Here is an 18647-nt window from a genome sequence, read left to right on the forward strand (position 1 = left end):
GACCCGCCTGCTCAGGTGGAGTGAGGGCCGGCGGGGGCGGGGCCGTGCGAGGACCACGCCGCCCACAGCGCGCCGCACCCGCCGGGCCGCCTCGGCCGTCAGTGCACGCCCAGCACGCCGTCCACGCGGCGCGGGATGCCCAGCGGGTTGTCCGTGCGCAGCTCCGCCGGCAGCAGGGCGTCCGGCCACGACTGGTAGGTCACCGGGGCCAGCCAGCGCCGGATCGAGGTCGCCCCCACCGACGTGTGCAGCGGGTTGGTGGTGGCGGGCCACGGGCCGCCGTGGTGCATGCCCCACGCCACCGCCACCCCGGTCGGCCACCCGTTGAAGATCAGCCGCCCGGCGACCCCGCCCAGCGCGGACGCGACCGCCCCCGCCAGCTCGTGCTCGTCGTCCGACGCGTGCACGGTGCCGGTCAGCGTGCCCGGCAGCCGGCGCAGCACGTCCGGCAGGTCCTCCGGGTCGGTGTAGGTGACGACGATCCCGGCGGGCCCGAAGTGCTCCTCGGTCAGCTTCTCCAGGTTGTCGGCGAACACGTCCAGCGGCACCTCGAACAGCTTCGGCGCGGCCGTGAAGCCCGCCTCGGGCGCGGTGCCCGCGGCGACCTGCTTGGCCAGGCCCGACGCCACCAGCTCCGCGGTGCCCGACCGGTAGGAGTCCGACATCCGCTCGTTGAGCATCGCGCCGCCGGTCGTGCCGTCGACGGCGGACGCCAGCGCGGGCACCAGCGACTCCGGCGCGAACAGCAGCCCCGGGTTGGTGCAGAACTGCCCGACCCCGAGCGTCAGCGACCCGGCGAACCCGGTCGCCACCTCCTCCGGCCGCGCCGCCGCCGCGCCCGGCAGCACCACGGCCGGGTTCACGCTGCCCAGCTCGCCGTAGAACGGGATCGGGTCCGGCCGGCCCTGCGCGATGTCGAACAGCGCCCGCCCGCCGCCGGTGGACCCGGTGAACCCGACCGCCCGCACCGCCGGGTGCTTGATCAGCGTCACGCCCGCCTCGGTGCCGTACACGATCCCGAACACCCCGTCCGGCACGACCGAAGCGACCACGCGCGCGGTCTCGCGGGAGGTCCCGGGGTGCGCCGAGTGCGCCTTCACGATGACCGGGCACCCGGCCGCCAGCGCGGACGCCGTGTCCCCGCCCGCGACCGAGAACGCGAACGGGAAGTTCGACGCCGAGAACACCGCGACCGTCCCGAGTGGACGGAGCATGCGCCGCAGCACCGGTCGGGGCGGGATGGTGTCCGGGTCGGCCGAGTCCAGCACGGCCTCGACGTAGCCGCCCTCCCGCAGCACCTGGCCGAACAGCCGCAGCTGGTTGGTGGTGCGCTTCAACTCGGTGCTCAGCCGCGGCACGCCCAGCGCCGTCTCGGCGTCCGCCACCGCGACCAGCGACTCGGCGGACGCGTCCAGCGCGTCGGCCACCCGTTCCAGCACGTCCGCCCGGTCCGCCGCCGGCAGCGCGGACCACGCGGGGAACGCGTCCGCGGCGGCCCGCGCCAGCGCGTCCACCCGGTCGTCGGTGGTGGCGGGGATCGGCTCGCCGAACGGCTCCCCGGTCCGCGGGTCGTAGCCCTGCACGACGGTCACCGACCCGCCTCCCGCACAGCCGTGTCGAACTCCGGTCCGCACCAGATGCCGCCCAGGTACCGGTGCGCCACCGAGTCCGGGTCGCCCTCGGGGACGTCCGCGGCGAACACCTCGGAGTCGTCCTTCGGCTCGTAGCCCAGCGCACGCGCTTCGTCCAGGGAGAACCAGCGCCGCGTGTTGTCCGAGACGCCCCACACCACCCGGAACCCGGGCGACGGCGCGGACAGGCACGCCTCGAACAGTCGAGCGCCGTCGTCGGGCGACAGCCACGTGGACAGCATCCGCGCGTCCTTGGGCCGTTCGAAGCACGACCCGATGCGGATCGCGATGACGTCCATGCCGTACCGGCTCGCGTACAGGCTGCCCAACGCCTCCAGCGCCACCTTGCTCACGCCGTAGTAGGTGTCCGGCTGCGGGAACAGGTAGTCGCCCGCCTCGCCCGACGCCCGCTCGTAGAAGCCGACGGCGTGGTTGGAACTGGCCAGGACCACCCGGCGGACGCCGTTGCGGCGCGCGGCCTCCAGCACGACGTGCGTGCCGTTGACGTTGACCTCCAGGATCTGCGCCCAGGGCTGTTCCAGGCTGTGCCCGCCCAGGTGGATCACGGCGTCGACGCCCTCGCACGCTGCGTCCATCGCGGCCTGGTCGGTCACCGAGGCCCGCACGACCTCGACGGCCTCGCCGTCGGCGGCGGGCGGCTGCTCGCCGATGTCCAGCAGCCGCAGGACGCGGCCGGGCGCGGCGAGCCGGGTGCGCATGAGCGTGCCCACCCCACCGGCGGAACCGGTGATCAGGATGCGTTGGGTCACGGAGAAACCTTTCGCTGTGTCTTCGGCGCGCCTCCGGCGGCCTCGCGGTCAGCGGCCGAACTGGCGGAGCAGTTCGGTGATCGTTCGAGCACCGTGCAAAAGCGCGTCCACGACCTGCTTCTCGTGTTCCGGCGTGAGTCGCCCCAGCGGCACCGAGCAGCTCATCGCGTCCAGCACCGGCGAGCGATAGGGGAGAGCCACGGCGAAACACCCCAGACCCGGGGTGTTCTCCTCGCGCTCGTGGGCGTACCCCACGGACCGGAACCCGGCCAGCTGGGTGTGCAGCGCGCCCCGGTCCACCACGGTGTTGGGCGTCAGCGGTGTCAGTTGCGCCGGCAGGATCGCGTCCACCTCCTGCGGTGTGCGGGCGGCCAGCAGTGCCTTGCCCAGGGACGTCGAGTGCGCGGGCAGGCGGCGACCCACGCGCGAGACGACCCGGAGGTGGTGCTCGGATTCGCGGCTGGCCAGGTACACCACGTCGGAGCCGTCGAGGCGGGCCAGGTGGACCGTCTCGTTGATCTCCCGGCGCACCTGTTCCATGACCCGGATCGCGACCTGCACGACCGGGTCGTGGTCCAGGTACGAGGTGCCGACCAGCAGGGCGCGCACGCCGATGCCGTAGGTGCCGCGGGTGGTGTCCAGCTCGACCCAGCCGCGGGCGACGAGCGTCTGCAACAGCATGTAGAGGCTCGACTTGGGGTAGCTCAGCTCGCGGTGCAGCTCGGTCAGCGTCAGCGGGCGCTCCGACGCCGACAGCACCTCCAGCAACTCCACCGTCCGGTCGGCCGATTTGACGGCGTTCGGCCGTGCGGGTGACGCGGGACCAGTCACCTGTCCTCCCCGGTGAGTACTGAGACGCGCTTCTTGACACGTCGCAGTGGCGATTCTTACAGTCCGCCCATCACGTTCACAAGTACGACTCCGTTTCACACATGTGAACAAGGAGGGCGCTCATGAGAACATCCCGCCGGTCCGTCACCGCTGCCGCCGCGCTGGCCGTCGTGGGACTCGTCAGCTCCGCGTGCGGCACCACGTCCTCCGGCGGGGCCCAGGTCCAGCAGGACCCGAACGCGCCGTTCGAGGTGTGGACGCGCAGCACCGAAGCGCCCGCGAAGGTCTACGCGCAGCTCTTCGCCGACTTCGAGCAGAAGACCGGCGTGAAGGTGGACTACAAGCCGATCTTCACCGACTTCGAGAAGCAGTTGCAGCAGCGCGCGGCCTCGAAGGACCTGCCGGACGTGATCATCAACGACACCGGCTCGCTGGGCACGCTCGTCGGGCAGGGCCTGGTCCCCGAGCTGGACCGCTCCTCCGTCGTCGGCAACGGCGACATCGTCGAACGCGCCTGGGAGAGCGCCAAGGGCGCGGACGGCAAGTACTACGGCGTCCCGTTCTCCGCGCAGGCGTTCGTGACGCTGATCCGCAAGGACTGGCGCGAGAAGCTCGGCAAGCCCTTGCCGCGGAACTGGGCCGACCTCGCCGACCTGGCCGCCGCGTTCACCACGCGGGACCCCGACGGCGACGGCCAGGCCAACACCTACGGGATGCTCGTCCCCGGCACCACCGACCGCGGCTACCTGGCCTGGTGGGCGTCGAGCTACCTGCTCCAAGCGGGCGGCGACATCGTCAAGGCCGACGGCGACAAGTACTCCGTCGCCATCGACTCCGCCGAGTCGGTCAAGGCCGTCGAGTGGATCCGCGGGCTGTTCTGCGACAGCAAGGTCGTCGTGCCCGGCGCGCTGACGCTCAACACCAACGACGCGCACGCGTTCTTCGAGTCCGGCAAGGCCGGCATCTACCACACCGGCCCGTACATGTTCGGCCGCTTCGACCAGAAGCTGGGCAAGGACAAGTACGAGGTCATCGCGCCACCGGCCGGTCCGGCGGGCGTCGGGTCGCTGGCCGAGGGCGAGAACATCTACCTCATGGCCGGGTCGCCGCGGGTGGCCGACCAGAAGAAGCTCGCCGAGTTCCTGATCAGCGCGGGCGCGCAGCGGGCCGGCATGGAGGGCGAGACGCAGCCCGTGGTCCGGCTGCCGGTCAACAAGAACGTGGACGTGGGAACCGTCTACCGCGACGCCCGCTGGAACACCGTGGCCAAGCTCTACCAGGACAGCGCGAAGCCGTTCCCGAGCCTGCCCAACTTCCAGCCGTTCCGGCAGCAGACCGCCGAAGGCCTCAACGGCATCCTCGCCACCTGCTCGACCGACGTGAAGGGCGACCTGGGCAAGCTCGCCGAGAACCTCAAGGAGGAACTCGCCGCCCAGGGGATGGCCGGGTGACGGCGGTGGAGACCGCCCGAGACGTGGGGGCGACGGCCAACGGCGGCGGTGCCGTCGGCCCCCACCCCGTGGGGCGGCGCCGCGAGCGCCGCCTCACGGGCGCCACCCCGTGGCTGTTCCTCGCGCCCGCACTGCTGTTGTTCGTGGTCTTCAAGTACGTGCCGATGGCCGAGGGGATCCGGCTCAGCCTGTTCCAGGTGCGGCCGTTCCTGGGTGACCTGTTCGTGGGCATGGACAACTACGTCCGCATCCTGGAGGACGACCGGTTCCGCTCGGCCATCGGCCGGACGTTCCTGCTCGCCGCCGGCCAGACCACCGGGGCGATGCTGATCGGGTTCGCGCTGGCCCTGGTGCTGGAGGGCCACGCCCGGTCGCTGTGGTTCGTGCGGTCGGCGGTGTTCCTGCCGGTGGTCGCGGCCACCGCCGTGATCGGCGAGATCTGGCGGCTGCTGTACTACCCGGCCCCCGAGGGGTTCATCAACAACATCCTGTCGTTCGTCGGCCTCGGTCCGCTGACCTTCCTGGACAGCCCGGACTCCGCGCTCTGGTCGGTGATGGCGGTGGGCGTCTGGAAGAGCGCCCCCTACGACATGGTGCTGATCCTCGCCGGGCTCGCGGGCATCGACCGGCAGCAGTACGAGGCCGCCGAGATCGACGGGGCCTCGACGTGGCAGCGCATCCGGTACGTGACGCTGCCCGCGCTGCGGCCGGTGGTGACGATCCTGCTCACCCTCGCGGCCATCCGGGGCCTGCGCACGTTCACCGAGGTCTACGTGCTCACCGGCGGCGGACCGGCCGGCTCGACCGACGTGTGGATGACCCGCGTGTTCTCGGTGGCGTTCGAGCGCAACGAACTGGGCATCGCGTCGGCGGGATCGGTGCTGCTGTTCCTCATCACCTTCGCGCTGACCGTCACGGTCCAGCTCTACCGGAGGAGGAAGGCCACATGAGCGTCGCGGAGAAGTGCGAGACCGCGCTGGGCTGGCGCTCCGACCGGTCGGCGTGGGTGTCGCGGGGCGTCCGGGTGCTGTTGTGCGTGGGCGCGGTCCTGTTCTTCACCGGGCCGCTGCTCACCATCTTCTCCGGCGCGTTCGACGACAACCCCGACCCCACCCGGCTCTCGGTGGTGCCGGACAACCCGTCGCTGGACAACTTCGCCGCGGCCGGCGAGAACCGGATCTGGCACTACCTGGGCAACTCGCTGATCATCGCCGGCGGCGCGCTGCTGCTCCAGCTCTCGGTCAGCGTGTTCGCCGCCTACGCGTTGGCGCGCAAGAAGTTCCGCGGTCAGGCGATCGTCCTGCTGGCCGTCCTCACCACCATGATGCTGCCCGAGGAGGTGATCGCCATCCCGCTGTCACTGGTGATCGGCGACCTCCCGGTGCTGGGCATCAGCCTCAAGGGCACGCTGCTCGGCGTCATCCTGCCGCTGGGCGCGTGGGGCTTCTCCATCTTCGTCATGACCGAGTTCATGAAGGAGATCCCGGTTGAGATCGAGGAGGCGGCCACCGTGGACGGCGCGGGGGAGCTGCGGATCTTCGCCCAGATCATCCTCCCGCTGTGCAAGCCGGCGCTGGGCGTGGTCGCCGTGTTCGGCTTCAACATGATCTGGGAGCAGTACCTGCTGCCGCTGATCGTGGCCACCGACCCGTCCGACTACACGCTGACCGTCGCCCTGCTGTCGTTGCGCTCCGACGACCAGGTCGGGCCGGGCATCGTGCTGGCCGGGGCGCTGCTGGCGCTGGTGCCGAGCCTGCTCGTGTACCTGGCGCTGCAAAAGTCTTTCCTGCGTGGGATCACCACCGGAGCGATCAAGGGATGAAGGTCGGTATGCAACTCGATGGGGTGCTGTTCTTCCCGGTGACGCCGTTCGACCCGGACGGGGCCGTCGCCGAGCACGTGCTGGCCGAGCACGTGAAGCGCGGGGTGGCGGCGGGCGCGGGCGGGGTGTTCGTCGCGTGCGGCACCGGCGAGTTCCACGCCCTGGACCTCGCGGAGTTCGAGCGCGCGGTGGCCGTGGCGGTCTCCTCGACCGACGGGCGGGTGCCGGTGTTCGCGGGCGCGGGCGGTCCGCTGCCGGTGGCCAAGGCCTTCGCCCGCGCGGCCCGGGACGCCGGCGCGGACGGGTTGCTGCTGCTGCCGCCGTACCTGGTGACCAACCCGCCGCGCGGACTGGTCCGCTACGTCGCCGAGGTGGCGGGCGCGACCGAGCTGCCGCTGATCGTGTACCAGCGCAACAACGCGGTGTTCACGCCGGAGACGGCGGTGGAGGTCGCGTCGCTGCCCACGGTGGTCGGCTTCAAGGACGGCCTGGGCGACATCGACCTGTTGCAGCGCATCGTGCTGGCCGTGCGGGCCGCGGTGGACAAGCCGTTCCAGTTCTTCAACGGCCTGCCCACGGCGGAGCTGACCGTGCCCGCCTACCGGGGCATCGGCGTGGACCTGTACTCGTCGGCGGTGTTCTGCTTCGCGCCGGACATCTCGCTGGGCTTCTACCAGGCCGTGCGCGACGGCGACGACGAGCTGGTCCGCCGCTACCTGACCGAGTTCTACCGGCCGTTCGTGGAGCTGCGCGACCAGGTGCCGGGGTACGCGGTGGCGCTGGTGAAGGCGGCCGTGAGGGCGACCGGCCTGGACGTGGGCGGCGTGCGCCCGCCGCTGCTGGACCCGACCGACGAGCACCTGGCGGAACTGGAGAAGATCGTCGCGGCCGGACGGGAGCTGGCCGCGTGAAGATCACCTCGATCGACCTCACGCCGGTCGCGTTCGCCGACCCGCCGCTGCTGAACTCCGTGGGCTGCCACGAGCCGTGGGCGTTGCGCACGATCGTCGAGGTGCACACCGACGAGGGCGTCTCGGGGCTCGGCGAGACCTACGGCGACATCGGCCACCTGACCCGGCTGCGCGCGGTCGCGCCCGCGCTGGTCGGCCTGGACGTCCACGACCTCAACGGCCTGCACGCCCGCGTCACCGCGGCGCTGGGCGGGGAGACCGGGTCCGACCGGCACGGCCTGACCGGCAAGCTGACCGCCGAGTCCACTGTGGACCGCGTGTTCGCCGCGTTCGAGGTCGCCACGTGGGACATCCGGGGCAAGGCCCTCGGGCGTCCGGTGGTGGACCTGCTGGGCGGCGCTGTGCGGTCCGCCGTGCCGTACAGCGCCTACCTGTTCTACAAGTGGGACGGCCACCCCGGCGCCGAGCCGGACGGGTTCGGCGCGGCGCTCGACCCGGACGGCATCGTCGCCCAGGCGCGGATGCTCGTGGAGCGGCACGGGTTCGGTTCGATCAAGCTCAAGGGCGGCGTGTTCCCGCCGGAGCAGGAGGTCGAGGCGGTCCGGGCGTTGCGGGCGGCGTTCCCGGACCACCCGCTGCGGCTGGACCCCAACGCGGCGTGGACGCCCGCGACGGCGTTGCAGGTCGCCGCGGAGCTGGACGGCGTGCTGGAGTACCTGGAGGACCCGTCGCCGGAGATCGCCGGCATGGCGGAGGTCGCCCGGTCGTCGCCGTTGCCGCTGGCCACCAACATGTGCGTGGTGGCGTTCGAGCACATCGCGCGGTCGGTGGAGCTGGGGGCGGTGCAAGTGGTCCTGTCCGACCACCACTACTGGGGCGGGCTGTCGCGGTCCAAGGAGCTGGCCGCGATCTGCCGGACGTTCGGCATCGGCCTGTCCATGCACTCCAACTCGCACCTGGGCATCAGCCTGGCGGCCATGACCCACCTCGCCGCCGCCACGCCGAACCTCAACTACGCCTGCGACACGCACTACCCGTGGAACTCGGCGGAGGACGTGCTGGTCGAGCGCCTGTCCTTCGTGGATGGCGCCGTGCCGGTGCCGACCGGCCCCGGGCTGGGCGTCGAGCTGGACCGCGACGCCCTCGCGCGGCTGGCCGAGAACTACGAGAAGTGCGGGCTCGTGCAGCGCGACGACACCGGGTACATGCAGCAGCACGACCCGACCTACGAGAGGAAGCGCCCCCGGTGGTGACGACCGTCGCCCACGTCTACCCGTGGGACATCGTCGGTGACCCTACGGCCGTGCAACGGGTGTCCGGGCTCGGCGTGGACGCCGTGGCGCTCGCGGCGGCGTACCACACCGTGCGCGCGGCCACGCCGTTCCACCCCGACCACCGGCTGGTCGACGCCCGGCACGCGGCGTTCTACCTTCCGGTGCGGCGGGAGGAGTTCGGTCGTCTGGTGCCCCTTGAACCGTCCTGGGTGGAGCCGGATTCGTACCGGCGCGCCTCGGACGCTCTGAAGGCGGCCGGGTTGCCGGTGTACGCGTGGACCGTGCTGACGCACAGCAGTGTGCTCGGCGACGCGCATCCGGATCTGGTGGTGCGCAACGCTTTCGGCGACGCCTATCCGTACGCGCTGTGCCCGGCGCAGCCCGACGTCGTGGAGTACGCGCGCGCGTTGGTGTCGGAAGTGCTCGAACTCGGGCAGCCCGACGGGGTCGTGCTGGAGGCGTGCGGCCCGCTGGGGTTCGTGCACGGCGGCCACCACGAGAAGACCGACGGCACGGACTGGACTCCCGTGCAGCAGAAGCTGTTGTCGCTGTGCTTCTGCCCGGTGTGCGCCGAACGGTACCCCGAGGGGACCGCCGAGGCGGTGCGCGCCGGGGTGGACGGGGGAGCGACCTCGGTCGAGGAGGCGTTGGGGGAGTCGGCCCCGGCGGTCCGGGCGGTGCGGACGGCGGTGTCGCGCGACCTGCGGCGCGAGCTGGTGGCGCCGGCCGGTGACGTGCGGGTGGTCGTGCACGCCACGGCCGACCCGTGGGGAACCGGGCCGTTCGCCACGGTGGCCGACGGGATCGGGGCCGACGTGGACGTGCTGACGCTGACCTGCTGGCCGGGGCCGGAGGTGGCGGTGCCCGCGATCGAGGCGTTGCGGGCGTTCGACGTGCGGACGGCGGCTTACGTCCTGGGCCTGCCGCCGCGCGCCGCCGACGGCGACGCGCTGCTGGCGGAGTGGCTCGCCTACGCGAAGGCGGGGGTGGAGGAGTTCCACGTCTACCACGCCGGACTCGCCTCGGCGGCCCGGCTGGATGCGCTGCGGCACGCCGTCCACGGCGTCCGGGATCACCTGAACGGGTAACTGTGAAAAGGGCGGAGCAACCCGGCGCGCGGGCGGCTCCGTCCTTCCGACATGAGAAGCCTAGGAACCGTCATCGGCGCAGGCGCGCTGCTCCTGCTGACCGCCTGCGCTTCGACCCAGCCGTCGGTGGCGCCGGGGAACAGCGGGCCCACGCTGACCACCGCGACGAGCACCCCGCCCTCCTCGGAGGAGCCGGGGTTCGACAGCCCCGTGCCACCGGGCGCCAAGGAGGTGCCCGAGGCGAAGGTCGACGCCGCCGCCGTGCCCGAGGACCGGCCGCGCACCGTGTGGACCGAGGGCGACGGCAGCACCCTCGGCCTGGTCGCGCAGGAAGCGGGCTGCGGCAAGGCCAGCGTGGAGATCGCCGAGCAGGGGCCGCAGGTGGTGAAGGTCGTCATGGTGGAGACCACGCCCAAGGACGCCCAGGTCTGCACGATGGACATCCGCTACCCGCCGCTGACCGCGAAGCTCGACGCCCCGCTGGGCGAGCGCGCCGTCGTGCTGACCACCCGGCAGGACCAGAAGTAGGTCCGCTCGATCGCCCGCCGCCGCCGTGCGGCGGGACCACCGATCGCCCGCCGCCGCCGTGCGGCGGGACCACCGATCGCCCGCCGCTGCCGTGCGGCGGGACCACCGTCCGCCGCGCCCGAGCGGCGGCCGACGTTCCACCTCCCCCCCGGTGCCCGGTCGACCTGCCCCGTCGGCCGGGCACCTTGCAACCCTTGCGCGCCGAAGTACCGTCCTACGGCTATGAGGAAGTTCGCCGCCGCCCTCGCGGCCCTGGCCCTCGCCGGCTGCACCGGCGGCACGCCCACCGGCGCACCCGGTCCATCCACCACCCAACCGGGCGCCACGGCCTCGTCATCGCCTTCGACAACGTTGTCATCGCCCGGCGCGACCGACCGCCCCGCACCGCCACCGCAGTCCAGCGCCGAGCCGCTGCCCGGTGGCCCGACCGCCGTCCCGGCCGAGCGGATCGACGCCGGCACCCTGTCCGAGCTGTACAAGAAGGACGTGCAGGCCTCCGCGGACGGCCGGACCCTGCGCGTCGTCGGACTCGCCGGCGGGTGCAAGCGGGCGTCGGCCGAGGTCACCGCGCAGGCGGCGGACCAGGTGCGGATCACGCTCGTGACGACCTACTACCCGCCGGCCGGCGGCGGGGTGTGCACGCAGGAGTTCTACGACGTGCCGCTGAACGTCACCCTGGACGCCCCGCTGGGGGACCGCCGGGTCGTCCTGGAGAGCCGCGAGGACACCGCATGACACCCGTTCGGGTGATCTAGCATTCGGCGGATGGCGATCCCCGACGCGTTGAACTCCGCCCTGGCGGACCCGAAGTTCTGGGCGATGTACTGCTTCGAGGAGGACTTCGAGGGCTACGACGAGTACTTCGACCAGGACAGCCACGTCCTGGCCTTCCCCGTGGGCGGCGGGTACTCGCTGGACCTCGACATCAGCGACTCGTACTTCGACCTGGGCCTGCGGGCGCCGGGCGCGGACGAGCCGGTCACCGTCGGCTGGTCCGACGAGGCCCACTTCCACCCGCACGCCCTGCGCTGGGAGGAACTGGACCTGGTGTGCCGGGCCGCCGCGCTGCTCGACCCCGACCTGCGCCACCCCGGTCCGGGCCTCGCGCTGCTGAGCCGGTTCGTCGTGGTCAGCGCGTACGACGACGTCGAGACGATCCGCTCGCTGCTGCACGCCGCGTTCACCGGCCTCAAGCCGAAGGACGCCGAGGGCTACTGGCCGGCCGCGCAGGACGTCGCCGGCGATGCGGACTTCCGGCACCAGGCCGTGGTGTGGCACCGGGACACCGACGGCAACTACAGCGTGCACAAGGACATGTCGACGTTCGACGGCACCGACCTCTACAGCACCCGGACGCGCGGCTCGGACTTCCCGTGGGCGGACTGGCGCTCCCTGCTCGACCAAGCGGAACGCACCCTCGCCGCCGCCGTGGACCCGGCCTGGCTGGAACCCCTGGCGGTCGGCAAGCTCCTCGACCGCGCTGTCACCGACCGCGACCCGGCCGCCGCGCCGGAACTGGCCCGCACCCTGGCCGACGCGGGCTGCGCGAACCGGACGATCCTGACCGCGCTGACCGACCCGGTCCACCCTGCCGAGCCGGCGTGGGTCCTCGAACTCCTCAGCACCGCCCCGCGCGGCGCCCTGCTGCGCGGCCTGCCGACCACCGACGCCCGCGTGTGGTGGCCGCGCGCTTGACCTTGACGCGGGCGTCAATCTTTACGTTCGCGGCATGACGTTCAACGGCAAGGCAGTGATCGTGACGGGCGGCGGCACGGGCATCGGGCGGGCCACCGCGCGCGCCTTCGCCGAGCGGGGCGCGCGGGTGCTGGTCGTCGGCCGCACCGCCGCCCGGCTCGCGGAGACCGCCGAGGGCCTGCCCGGCATCCGCCCGCTGGTCCTCGACATCGCCGACCCGGACGCGCCCCCGGTCGTCATCGACACGGCGGTGCGCGAGTTCGGCCGGCTCGACGTGCTGGTCAACAACGCCGGCGTGGTTCGGCAGGGCCACGACCGGGACGCGGCGCTGGACATGCTGACGACCAACCTGCTGGCACCGACCCACCTCGCCGAGGCCGCCCGGCCGCACCTGGCCGCGTCGAAGGGCGTGATCGTCAACGTCAGCACGTCCATCGGGCAGCGCGGCTGGCCGATGCCCGGCGGAGCGCTGTACGCGGCGTTGAAGAGCGCCCTGGAGTCGCTGACCCGGAGCTGGGCGGTGCAGTTCGCGCCGGACGTGCGCGTGGTCGCCGTCGCGCCAGGCCCGATCGCCACGCCGATCGGGCTGCACCAGGGCCTGACACCGGAGCAGAACGCGGCCCTGCGGGAAGCCCTGGTCGCGCACGTCCCGCTGAAGCGGATCGGGCAGCCGGAGGAAGTGGCGTTCTGGATCACCCGACTGGCGAGCCCCGAGGCCGCCTTCACGACCGGTGTGGTGCTGCCGGTGGACGGGGGCGCCGTCGTGGCATGACGTACCGTCGGGCGGGTGAAGATCGGGCAGTTGGCGCGAGCCGGCGGGGTGTCGGCGCGGGCGTTGCGGTTCTACGAGGAGAACGGGCTGCTGGAGTCCACCCGCCTGCCCAACGGCTACCGCGTCTACCCGGACACGGCGGTCGCGCGCGTCCGCAACATCCGGCGACTGCTGGACCACGGCCTCACGCTGGAGGACGTGGCGCACTTCCGGTGCTGCCTCGACGGCGACGTGCTGGCGGCGGACCCCGATCCGGCGCTGGTCGAAGTGGCCCGCCGCAGGCTGGCGGTCCTGGACGAGCGCATCGGGGCGCTCGTCCGGGTCCGCGACCAGCTCGCCTCGGCGCTTACTTCCGGAAGGTGATCTGGAAGGTCGGCGCGGAGGTCTCGGCGAAGAAGTCGTTGCCCTTGTCGTCCACCACGATGAACGCCGGGAAGTCCTCCACCTCGATCTTCCAGACCGCCTCCATGCCCAGCTCCGGGTACTCCAGCACCTCGACGTGGCGGATGCAGTCCTGCGCCAGCCGCGCCGCCGGGCCGCCGATCGAGCCCAGGTAGAAGCCGCCGTGCGTCTGGCAGGCGTTGGTCACCTGCGCCGACCGGTTGCCCTTGGCCAGCATCACCATCGAGCCGCCGGCCGCCTGGAACTGCTCGACGTAGGAGTCCATGCGGCCGGCCGTCGTCGGGCCGAACGAGCCGGACGCGTAACCCTCGGGCGTCTTCGCCGGACCGGCGTAGTACACCGGGTGGTCCTTCAGGTACTGCGGCATCGGCTCGCCCGCGTCGAGGCGTTCCTTGATCTTGGCGTGCGCGATGTCGCGGGCCACCACCAGCGGGCCGGTCAGCGACACGCGGGTCTTCACCGGCAACTTCGACAGGGTCTCGCGGATCTCCGCCATCGGGCGGGTCAGGTCGATCCGGACCACCTCGTCGGACAGGTCCTCGCCCTCGACGTCGGGCAGGAACCGCGCCGGGTCGCGCTCCAACTGCTCCAGGAACACGCCCTCGGGCGTGATCTTCGCCTTGGCCTGGCGGTCCGCCGAGCACGACACCGCGACGCCCACCGGGCAGGACGCGCCGTGCCGGGGCAGCCGGATCACGCGCACGTCGTGGCAGAAGTACTTGCCGCCGAACTGCGCGCCGATGCCGAAGTTCCGGGTCAGCTCCAGGACCTGCTGCTCCAGGTCGAGGTCGCGGAAGGCGTGGCCGGCCGCGGACCCCTCGGTCGGCAGGTGGTCCAGGTAGCGGGCGGAGGCGAGCTTGGCGACCTTCAGGTTCTGCTCGGCCGACAGACCGCCGACGACCACGGCCAGGTGGTACGGCGGGCACGCGGCGGTGCCCAGCGAGCGCAGCTTCTCGTCCAGGAACCGGGCCAGCCGCGCCGGGTTGAGCAGCGCCTTGGTCTCCTGGTACAGGAACGTCTTGTTCGCCGAACCGCCGCCCTTGGCCATGAACAGGAACTCGTACTTGGGTTCCGTGCCGGGCGCGGAGAACAGGTCGATCTGCGCGGGCAGGTTGGTGCCGGTGTTCTTCTCGTCCCAGAAGGTGACCGGGGCCATCTGCGAGTACCGCAGGTTCAGCTCCTGGTAGGCCTCGAAGATGCCGCGCGACAGGGCTTCCGCGTCGGCGCCGCCGGTCAGGACGGACTCGGTGCGCTTGCCCATGACGATCGCCGTGCCGGTGTCCTGGCACATCGGCAGCACGCCGCCTGCGGAGATGCACGCGTTGCGCAGCAGGTCCATGGCGACGAACCGGTCGTTGCCGCTGGCCTCGGGGTCGTCGACGATCGCGCGCAACTGCTTGAGGTGCGACGAGCGCAGCAGGTGCTGGATGTCGCGGACGGCCTCCTTGGCCAGCAGCGTCAGCGTCGACGGCTCGACCTGGAGGAACTTCCGGCCGGCGGCCTCGACCACGGACACGCCGTCGGAGGTGACCAGGCGGTACTCCGTGGTGGTGTCCGGGCCGAGCGGCAGGACGTCGGTGTACTCGAAAGCTGTGGTGGGCACTGCGGGCACGTCGCGGGCTCCCTTGCGCGCGTTCGGGTTCCAACGAACCTATACCGAGCGGTCCGGTCCGGTCCCTCCACCGTGGTGTGATTCGCGTCGTGGTGGAGAGCGCTTCGAAGCGGCGGCTGGGTGTCGGCGAACTCGACGCCGGCGGTTCGACGTGGCGGTCGGCGTTCCTGGCGACCGTGGCGCTGTTCGCGGACGTCGACGCGGACTCCTTGGCGGGCTACGGCCGCACGGAACCGTTCACGCCGGCGGAAGAAACGAGAATCGCGCTGTACCGCGCGTATCTGTGCCTGATCATGATTGTCGAGGGAACCCCACGCGGCTACCGCGGTCCCGAGCACGACTCACATGTCACGTTCTTCCGCCAAAAACTAGCCGAATACCTGAGCTGACGACCACGCACCCCGCGAGGCCGCGTCGGCTTGTCGCGCCGCCTTTCCCGCCGATCACGCTTTCCGATCGGCGGGAAACGCGGCGCGATGAGCCGACTCCAGGCGGCCGAGCCGCCGCGACGGAGTCGCGGCAGAAAATACGGAAGGCCGGGCCGGCCCCCGACCGCCCCGACCTTCCTCAGCGTGCGACGACCCCCGCGAGATGGGGCGGGGGTGTCGCAAAGCTCGTGTAACACGCGACCGTGCCGTGATCGGCGTCACAAGTCAACCCGGCTGAACGGGTGATCCGCGCACCGGCCGGCCGAAGCCCGCGATCACCGGCCGGTGAGCGACGATCACTAGCTGGCGTAAGCGCGCAGCTTGGCGGCCCGCTCGCCCTGGCGGAGCTTGGCCATGACCTCGCGCTCGATCTGGCGCACCCGCTCGCGGGACAGGCCGAACTGCTTGCCGATCTGGTCGAGCGTGCGCGGCTGGCCGTCCTCCAGGCCGTAGCGCAGCCGGATCACCGCCTGCTCGCGCGGCTCCAGCGTGGCCAGCACGCGGCGCAGGTCGTCCTGCAGCAGGCCGGAGATGACGGCGCTCTCCGCGTCGGTCGCGTCGGAGTCCTCGATGAAGTCGCCCAGCGGGGCGTCCTCCTCGGCGCCGACCGGCATGTCCAGGCTCACCGGGTCGCGCGCGTGGTCGAGCAGGTCGGCCACCTTGTCCGGCGTCAGGCCCGACTCGCGCGCCAACTCGTCGTTGGTCGCCTCGCGGCCCAGTTGCTGGTGCAGGTCGCGCTTGATCCGGGCGAGCTTGTTGACCTGCTCCACGAGGTGGACGGGCAGCCGGATGGTGCGGCCCTGGTCCGCCATCCCCCGGGTGATCGCCTGGCGGATCCACCACGTGGCGTAGGTCGAGAACTTGAAGCCCTTGGTGTAGTCGAACTTCTCCACCGCGCGGATCAGACCCAGGTTCCCCTCCTGGATCAGGTCCAGCAGCGGCATCCCGCGGCCGGTGTAGCGCTTGGCCAGCGAGACGACCAGGCGGAGGTTCGCCTCCAACAGGTGGTTCTTCGCGACGTGGCCGTCGCGGATGAGCTGGCGCAGTTCCCCCTTGCGCGTGGCCGACAGGTTCGCACCCGTCTCCAGCATGTGCTGGGCGAAGACCCCCGCCTCGATCCGCTTCGCGAGTTCCACTTCCTCGGCCGCGGTGAGCAGCGCTGTCTTCCCGATCCCGTTCAGGTACACCCGGACCAGGTCGGCGGCCGGGCCCTGGGCGTCGAGGTCGAACTCGGCGCTCGTGGTGGTCGTGTCGCTCTCGACCTCGCGGTCGAGGACCTTCGGGACGGTCATGGAGCTCCCTCCCCCTTGTTCGCGGGCTGGCAGTGCGGTCACGCATCCCGCGCTGCGCTGCGCGAGGTTGCCTTTCGGCTGTCATCGGGGGAAACGTTCGCCGGTGCGAAATGGTTCCCGCCTCCCCGATCTGAGAGACGTCACTGCCGTCACAGCGGTTGCGCCACGAATCCTGAGATTTGGCTGAGAAGGATCTAGAGTTCCACCAACACGGTGAAGGGACCGTCGTTCACACTCCGCACCGACATCATCGCGCCGAACCGGCCCGTTTCCACCCGCGCGCCCTTTTGGCGCAGTTCCCGGACGACCGCGTCGACCAACGGCTCGGCGTGCTCGGGCCGGGCGGCGGCCGTCCAGGACGGCCGCCGACCCTTCCGCGTCTCGCCGTAGAGTGTGAACTGACTCACAACCAACAGCGGCGCACCGGTCGTGGCGCACGACTCCTCGTCGCGCAGGATGCGCAACTCGTGCAGTTTCCGCGCCATCAAGGGAGCTTTGGCCTCGGTGTCCTCGGCGTGGACGCCCAGCAGCACCAGCAACCCCGGCTCGTCGATCGCGCCCACGCGCTCGCCGTCCACGGTCACCTCCGCCTCGGTGACCCGCGCCACGACCGCTCTCACGCCGGCACCACCATGCCGTGCCGCACCAGCTCCCGGACGATCGGCAGCGCCGCCCGCGCCAGGTCCTCGGCGGGGACGTCGTCGGCGTAGGCGAGCAGCGTGATCAGGTCCTCCAGCGGCAACGCGCCCCGGAAGCCCGCCAGCAGGCGCGCGGCGGTCTCGTCCAGCTCGTGCTGCCACCCGGGCCCGTCCGTGCGGTGCAGGCGGCGCACGACGGACTCCCAGCCGTCCTCGGTGGGCGCGGAGACCTCTTCCAGCAGGACCGTCTCCGGCACGGTGAACCGGGTGGCGAGCACGGCGTCGGCGTCGTGCGTGCGCAGCCACTCGACCCGGTCCAGCCAGGCGGCGGACTCCGGCCCCAGCGGGTCGTCGTAGGCGTGGCGCAGGTCTTCGCACACCACCTCGGGGTGCGCGGCGTCGGTGCGCCGCAGGGTCACGAACCCGAAGCCGATGCCCTCCACGTCCTGCTCGGCGAACCAGTCCAGCCAGGCCGACGCCTTCGCGCGCCCCTCCGCCGACCGCGGGTCCACGCCCGCGTCGCGCAGCCACGTGCCGACGTAGAGCGCCGGGTCGGCGACGTCGCGCTGGACGAACCAGGCGTCCACGCCGCGCGGCAGCCACCGCGACACCCGGTCCGCCCAGTCCTCGCCCCGCCGGTGCAGCCAGGAGGCGAGGAGCTGCCCGACCCCGCCTTCGTTGAGGAAGGACGGGAGCTGCCGCACGACCAGCGCGCTGGCGTCGTCCCCGCCGAGCCCGGAGTCGCGGTAGACGTAGTCGACCCGCGGCGGACCCACCACGAACGGCGGGTTGCACACGACATGGTCGAACCGCCGGTTGCGCAACGGCGCGAACCACTCGCCCTGCCGCAGCTCCACGTCGATCCCGTTGAGCCGGAAGGTGGCGTCCGCGAGCCGCAGGGCCCGTTCGGACAGGTCGGTGGCGGTGATCCTGCGCGCGTGCCGGCTGGCGTGCAGGGCCTGCACCCCGCACCCGGTGCCGAGGTCGAGCAACGTCTCCACCGGCCGCCGGGACGTGGCCCGCGCGAGGCTGATCGACGCGTGCCCGACGCCGAGCACGTGGTCGGCCGGCACGGGCCCGCCGCGCTGCTCGGAGTCGAGGTCGGCGATCACCCACCAGGACCCCTCGTCGTCCCCGTAAGGCCGCACGTCCAACCCGGCCCGCACCCGGTCCCCGTCGCGCACCAGCAGCTGCGCGCCGACGGCTTCGTCGAGGTCGAGCCCGTCCAGCGCCGTGCGCACGGCGGCGGCGTCCTCGGCGTCGCCGAGCAGGAAGAGCCGGATCAACGTGCCCAACCCGCCCGCGTCCGCGGAGGCCCGCCGGGCGGCTTCCGGCTCACCGCGGCCCAGCGCGGCGTGCGCTTGGGGCCCGAGGACGTCCACGACCCCGTCAGCGTCGTACCCGGCGTTCTGGAACGCGCCGCGCAGGCGCGCGGTCAGCGAAGGAGAAAGGTCTGGAAGCACACCGGATTCTCCCGCCCCGGTGCCCGACCCGCTCGCCTC

The 18647-nt window shown here is 72.1% G+C and carries 19 protein-coding genes; 12 read left to right on the forward strand and 7 right to left on the reverse strand.

Translation table 11 applies throughout. From position 1 onward, the window contains the following. Window positions 1–98: 98 nt before the first annotated feature. The 3 genes from ABD126_RS24565 to ABD126_RS24575 are packed head-to-tail and all read right to left on the reverse strand — an operon-like array spanning window position 99 to window position 3232. Window positions 99–1592 (reverse strand): aldehyde dehydrogenase (NADP(+)), encoded by a 1494-nt coding sequence (locus tag ABD126_RS24565; RefSeq protein ID WP_343936249.1) that lies wholly within the window; start codon window positions 1590–1592, stop codon window positions 99–101. Next, window positions 1589–2401: an NAD-dependent epimerase/dehydratase family protein gene (locus ABD126_RS24570; RefSeq protein WP_343936250.1), complete on the reverse strand. Its 813-nt coding sequence runs from the start codon at window positions 2399–2401 to the stop codon at window positions 1589–1591. Before ABD126_RS24570 ends, ABD126_RS24565 begins: the two co-directional genes overlap by 4 nt. 48 nt (window positions 2402–2449) lie before the next feature. Next, entirely contained in the window at window positions 2450–3232 is a 783-nt protein-coding gene (locus ABD126_RS24575; protein ID WP_343936252.1) for an IclR family transcriptional regulator, read from the reverse strand. A gap of 122 nt (window positions 3233–3354) precedes the next feature. Here ABD126_RS24575 and ABD126_RS24580 point away from each other — a divergent pair, with 122 nt between their 5' ends. The 11 genes from ABD126_RS24580 (at window position 3355) to ABD126_RS24630 (ending at window position 13136) form a co-directional block, all read left to right on the forward strand. Then, a complete protein-coding gene (locus ABD126_RS24580; RefSeq protein WP_343936253.1) occupies window positions 3355–4683 on the forward strand; it encodes an ABC transporter substrate-binding protein in 1329 nt (442 codons plus the stop codon). Window positions 4684–4688: 5 nt separating this feature from the next. Further along, a complete protein-coding gene (locus ABD126_RS24585; protein ID WP_343936254.1) occupies window positions 4689–5633 on the forward strand; it encodes a carbohydrate ABC transporter permease in 945 nt (314 codons plus the stop codon). Beyond that, complete coding sequence (locus tag ABD126_RS24590) at window positions 5630–6505, forward strand: carbohydrate ABC transporter permease (protein ID WP_343936255.1); 876 nt, start codon at window positions 5630–5632, stop codon at window positions 6503–6505. Before ABD126_RS24585 ends, ABD126_RS24590 begins: the two co-directional genes overlap by 4 nt. A gap of 8 nt (window positions 6506–6513) precedes the next feature. After that, window positions 6514–7416: a 5-dehydro-4-deoxyglucarate dehydratase gene (locus tag ABD126_RS24595; protein WP_343936256.1), complete on the forward strand. Its 903-nt coding sequence runs from the start codon at window positions 6514–6516 to the stop codon at window positions 7414–7416. Next, window positions 7413–8669, forward strand: a complete 1257-nt coding sequence (locus ABD126_RS24600) for a glucarate dehydratase family protein (RefSeq protein ID WP_343936257.1) — start codon at window positions 7413–7415, stop codon at window positions 8667–8669. The genes ABD126_RS24595 and ABD126_RS24600 overlap by 4 nt, the downstream gene beginning before the upstream one ends. Beyond that, complete coding sequence (locus ABD126_RS24605) at window positions 8666–9778, forward strand: hypothetical protein (RefSeq protein ID WP_343936258.1); 1113 nt, start codon at window positions 8666–8668, stop codon at window positions 9776–9778. Before ABD126_RS24600 ends, ABD126_RS24605 begins: the two co-directional genes overlap by 4 nt. 51 nt (window positions 9779–9829) lie before the next feature. Further along, window positions 9830–10306 (forward strand): hypothetical protein, encoded by a 477-nt coding sequence (locus tag ABD126_RS24610; RefSeq protein ID WP_343936259.1) that lies wholly within the window; start codon window positions 9830–9832, stop codon window positions 10304–10306. Window positions 10307–10528: 222 nt separating this feature from the next. Further along, window positions 10529–11041, forward strand: coding sequence for a hypothetical protein (locus tag ABD126_RS24615; protein WP_343936260.1), 513 nt, complete (start codon window positions 10529–10531; stop codon window positions 11039–11041). A 30-nt stretch (window positions 11042–11071) separates the two neighbouring features. Next, window positions 11072–12001 carry a hypothetical protein gene (locus ABD126_RS24620; protein WP_343936261.1) on the forward strand — a complete coding sequence of 310 codons (930 nt, stop codon included), beginning with the start codon at window positions 11072–11074 and terminating at the stop codon, window positions 11999–12001. A gap of 34 nt (window positions 12002–12035) precedes the next feature. Beyond that, window positions 12036–12773, forward strand: a complete 738-nt coding sequence (locus ABD126_RS24625; RefSeq protein ID WP_343936262.1) for an SDR family NAD(P)-dependent oxidoreductase — start codon at window positions 12036–12038, stop codon at window positions 12771–12773. A 15-nt stretch (window positions 12774–12788) separates the two neighbouring features. Next, complete coding sequence (locus ABD126_RS24630) at window positions 12789–13136, forward strand: MerR family transcriptional regulator (protein WP_343936263.1); 348 nt, start codon at window positions 12789–12791, stop codon at window positions 13134–13136. On the opposite strand, the gene ABD126_RS24635 is transcribed toward ABD126_RS24630, so the two are convergent. Beyond that, the gene (locus tag ABD126_RS24635; protein WP_343936264.1) at window positions 13120–14787 is read right to left on the reverse strand and encodes a fumarate hydratase; all 1668 of its coding nucleotides are present in this window, start codon (window positions 14785–14787) and stop codon (window positions 13120–13122) included. The genes ABD126_RS24630 and ABD126_RS24635 overlap by 17 nt on opposite strands. Window positions 14788–14876: 89 nt before the next feature. Here ABD126_RS24635 and ABD126_RS24640 point away from each other — a divergent pair, with 89 nt between their 5' ends. Then, window positions 14877–15176, forward strand: coding sequence for a hypothetical protein (locus tag ABD126_RS24640; RefSeq protein ID WP_343936265.1), 300 nt, complete (start codon window positions 14877–14879; stop codon window positions 15174–15176). 338 nt (window positions 15177–15514) lie between these two features. Here the strand turns inward: ABD126_RS24640 and ABD126_RS24645 are convergent, their stop codons facing one another. The 3 genes from ABD126_RS24645 to ABD126_RS24655 all read right to left on the reverse strand — a co-directional run bounded on the left by ABD126_RS24645 (window position 15515) and on the right by ABD126_RS24655 (window position 18608). Further along, entirely contained in the window at window positions 15515–16507 is a 993-nt protein-coding gene (locus tag ABD126_RS24645) for a sigma-70 family RNA polymerase sigma factor (protein ID WP_343936266.1), read from the reverse strand. Between the two features lie 194 nt (window positions 16508–16701). Next, on the reverse strand, window positions 16702–17127 hold the full coding sequence (gene dtd / locus ABD126_RS24650; protein WP_343936267.1) for a D-aminoacyl-tRNA deacylase: 426 nt from the start codon (window positions 17125–17127) through the stop codon (window positions 16702–16704). Beyond that, window positions 17124–18608, reverse strand: coding sequence for a DUF7782 domain-containing protein (locus ABD126_RS24655; RefSeq protein WP_343936268.1), 1485 nt, complete (start codon window positions 18606–18608; stop codon window positions 17124–17126). The genes dtd and ABD126_RS24655 overlap by 4 nt, the downstream gene beginning before the upstream one ends. Window positions 18609–18647 lie beyond the last annotated feature (39 nt).

Origin of the sequence: Saccharothrix mutabilis subsp. mutabilis (assembly GCF_039521145.1) — a bacterium.
Classification (GTDB): domain Bacteria; phylum Actinomycetota; class Actinomycetes; order Mycobacteriales; family Pseudonocardiaceae; genus Actinosynnema; species Actinosynnema mutabilis.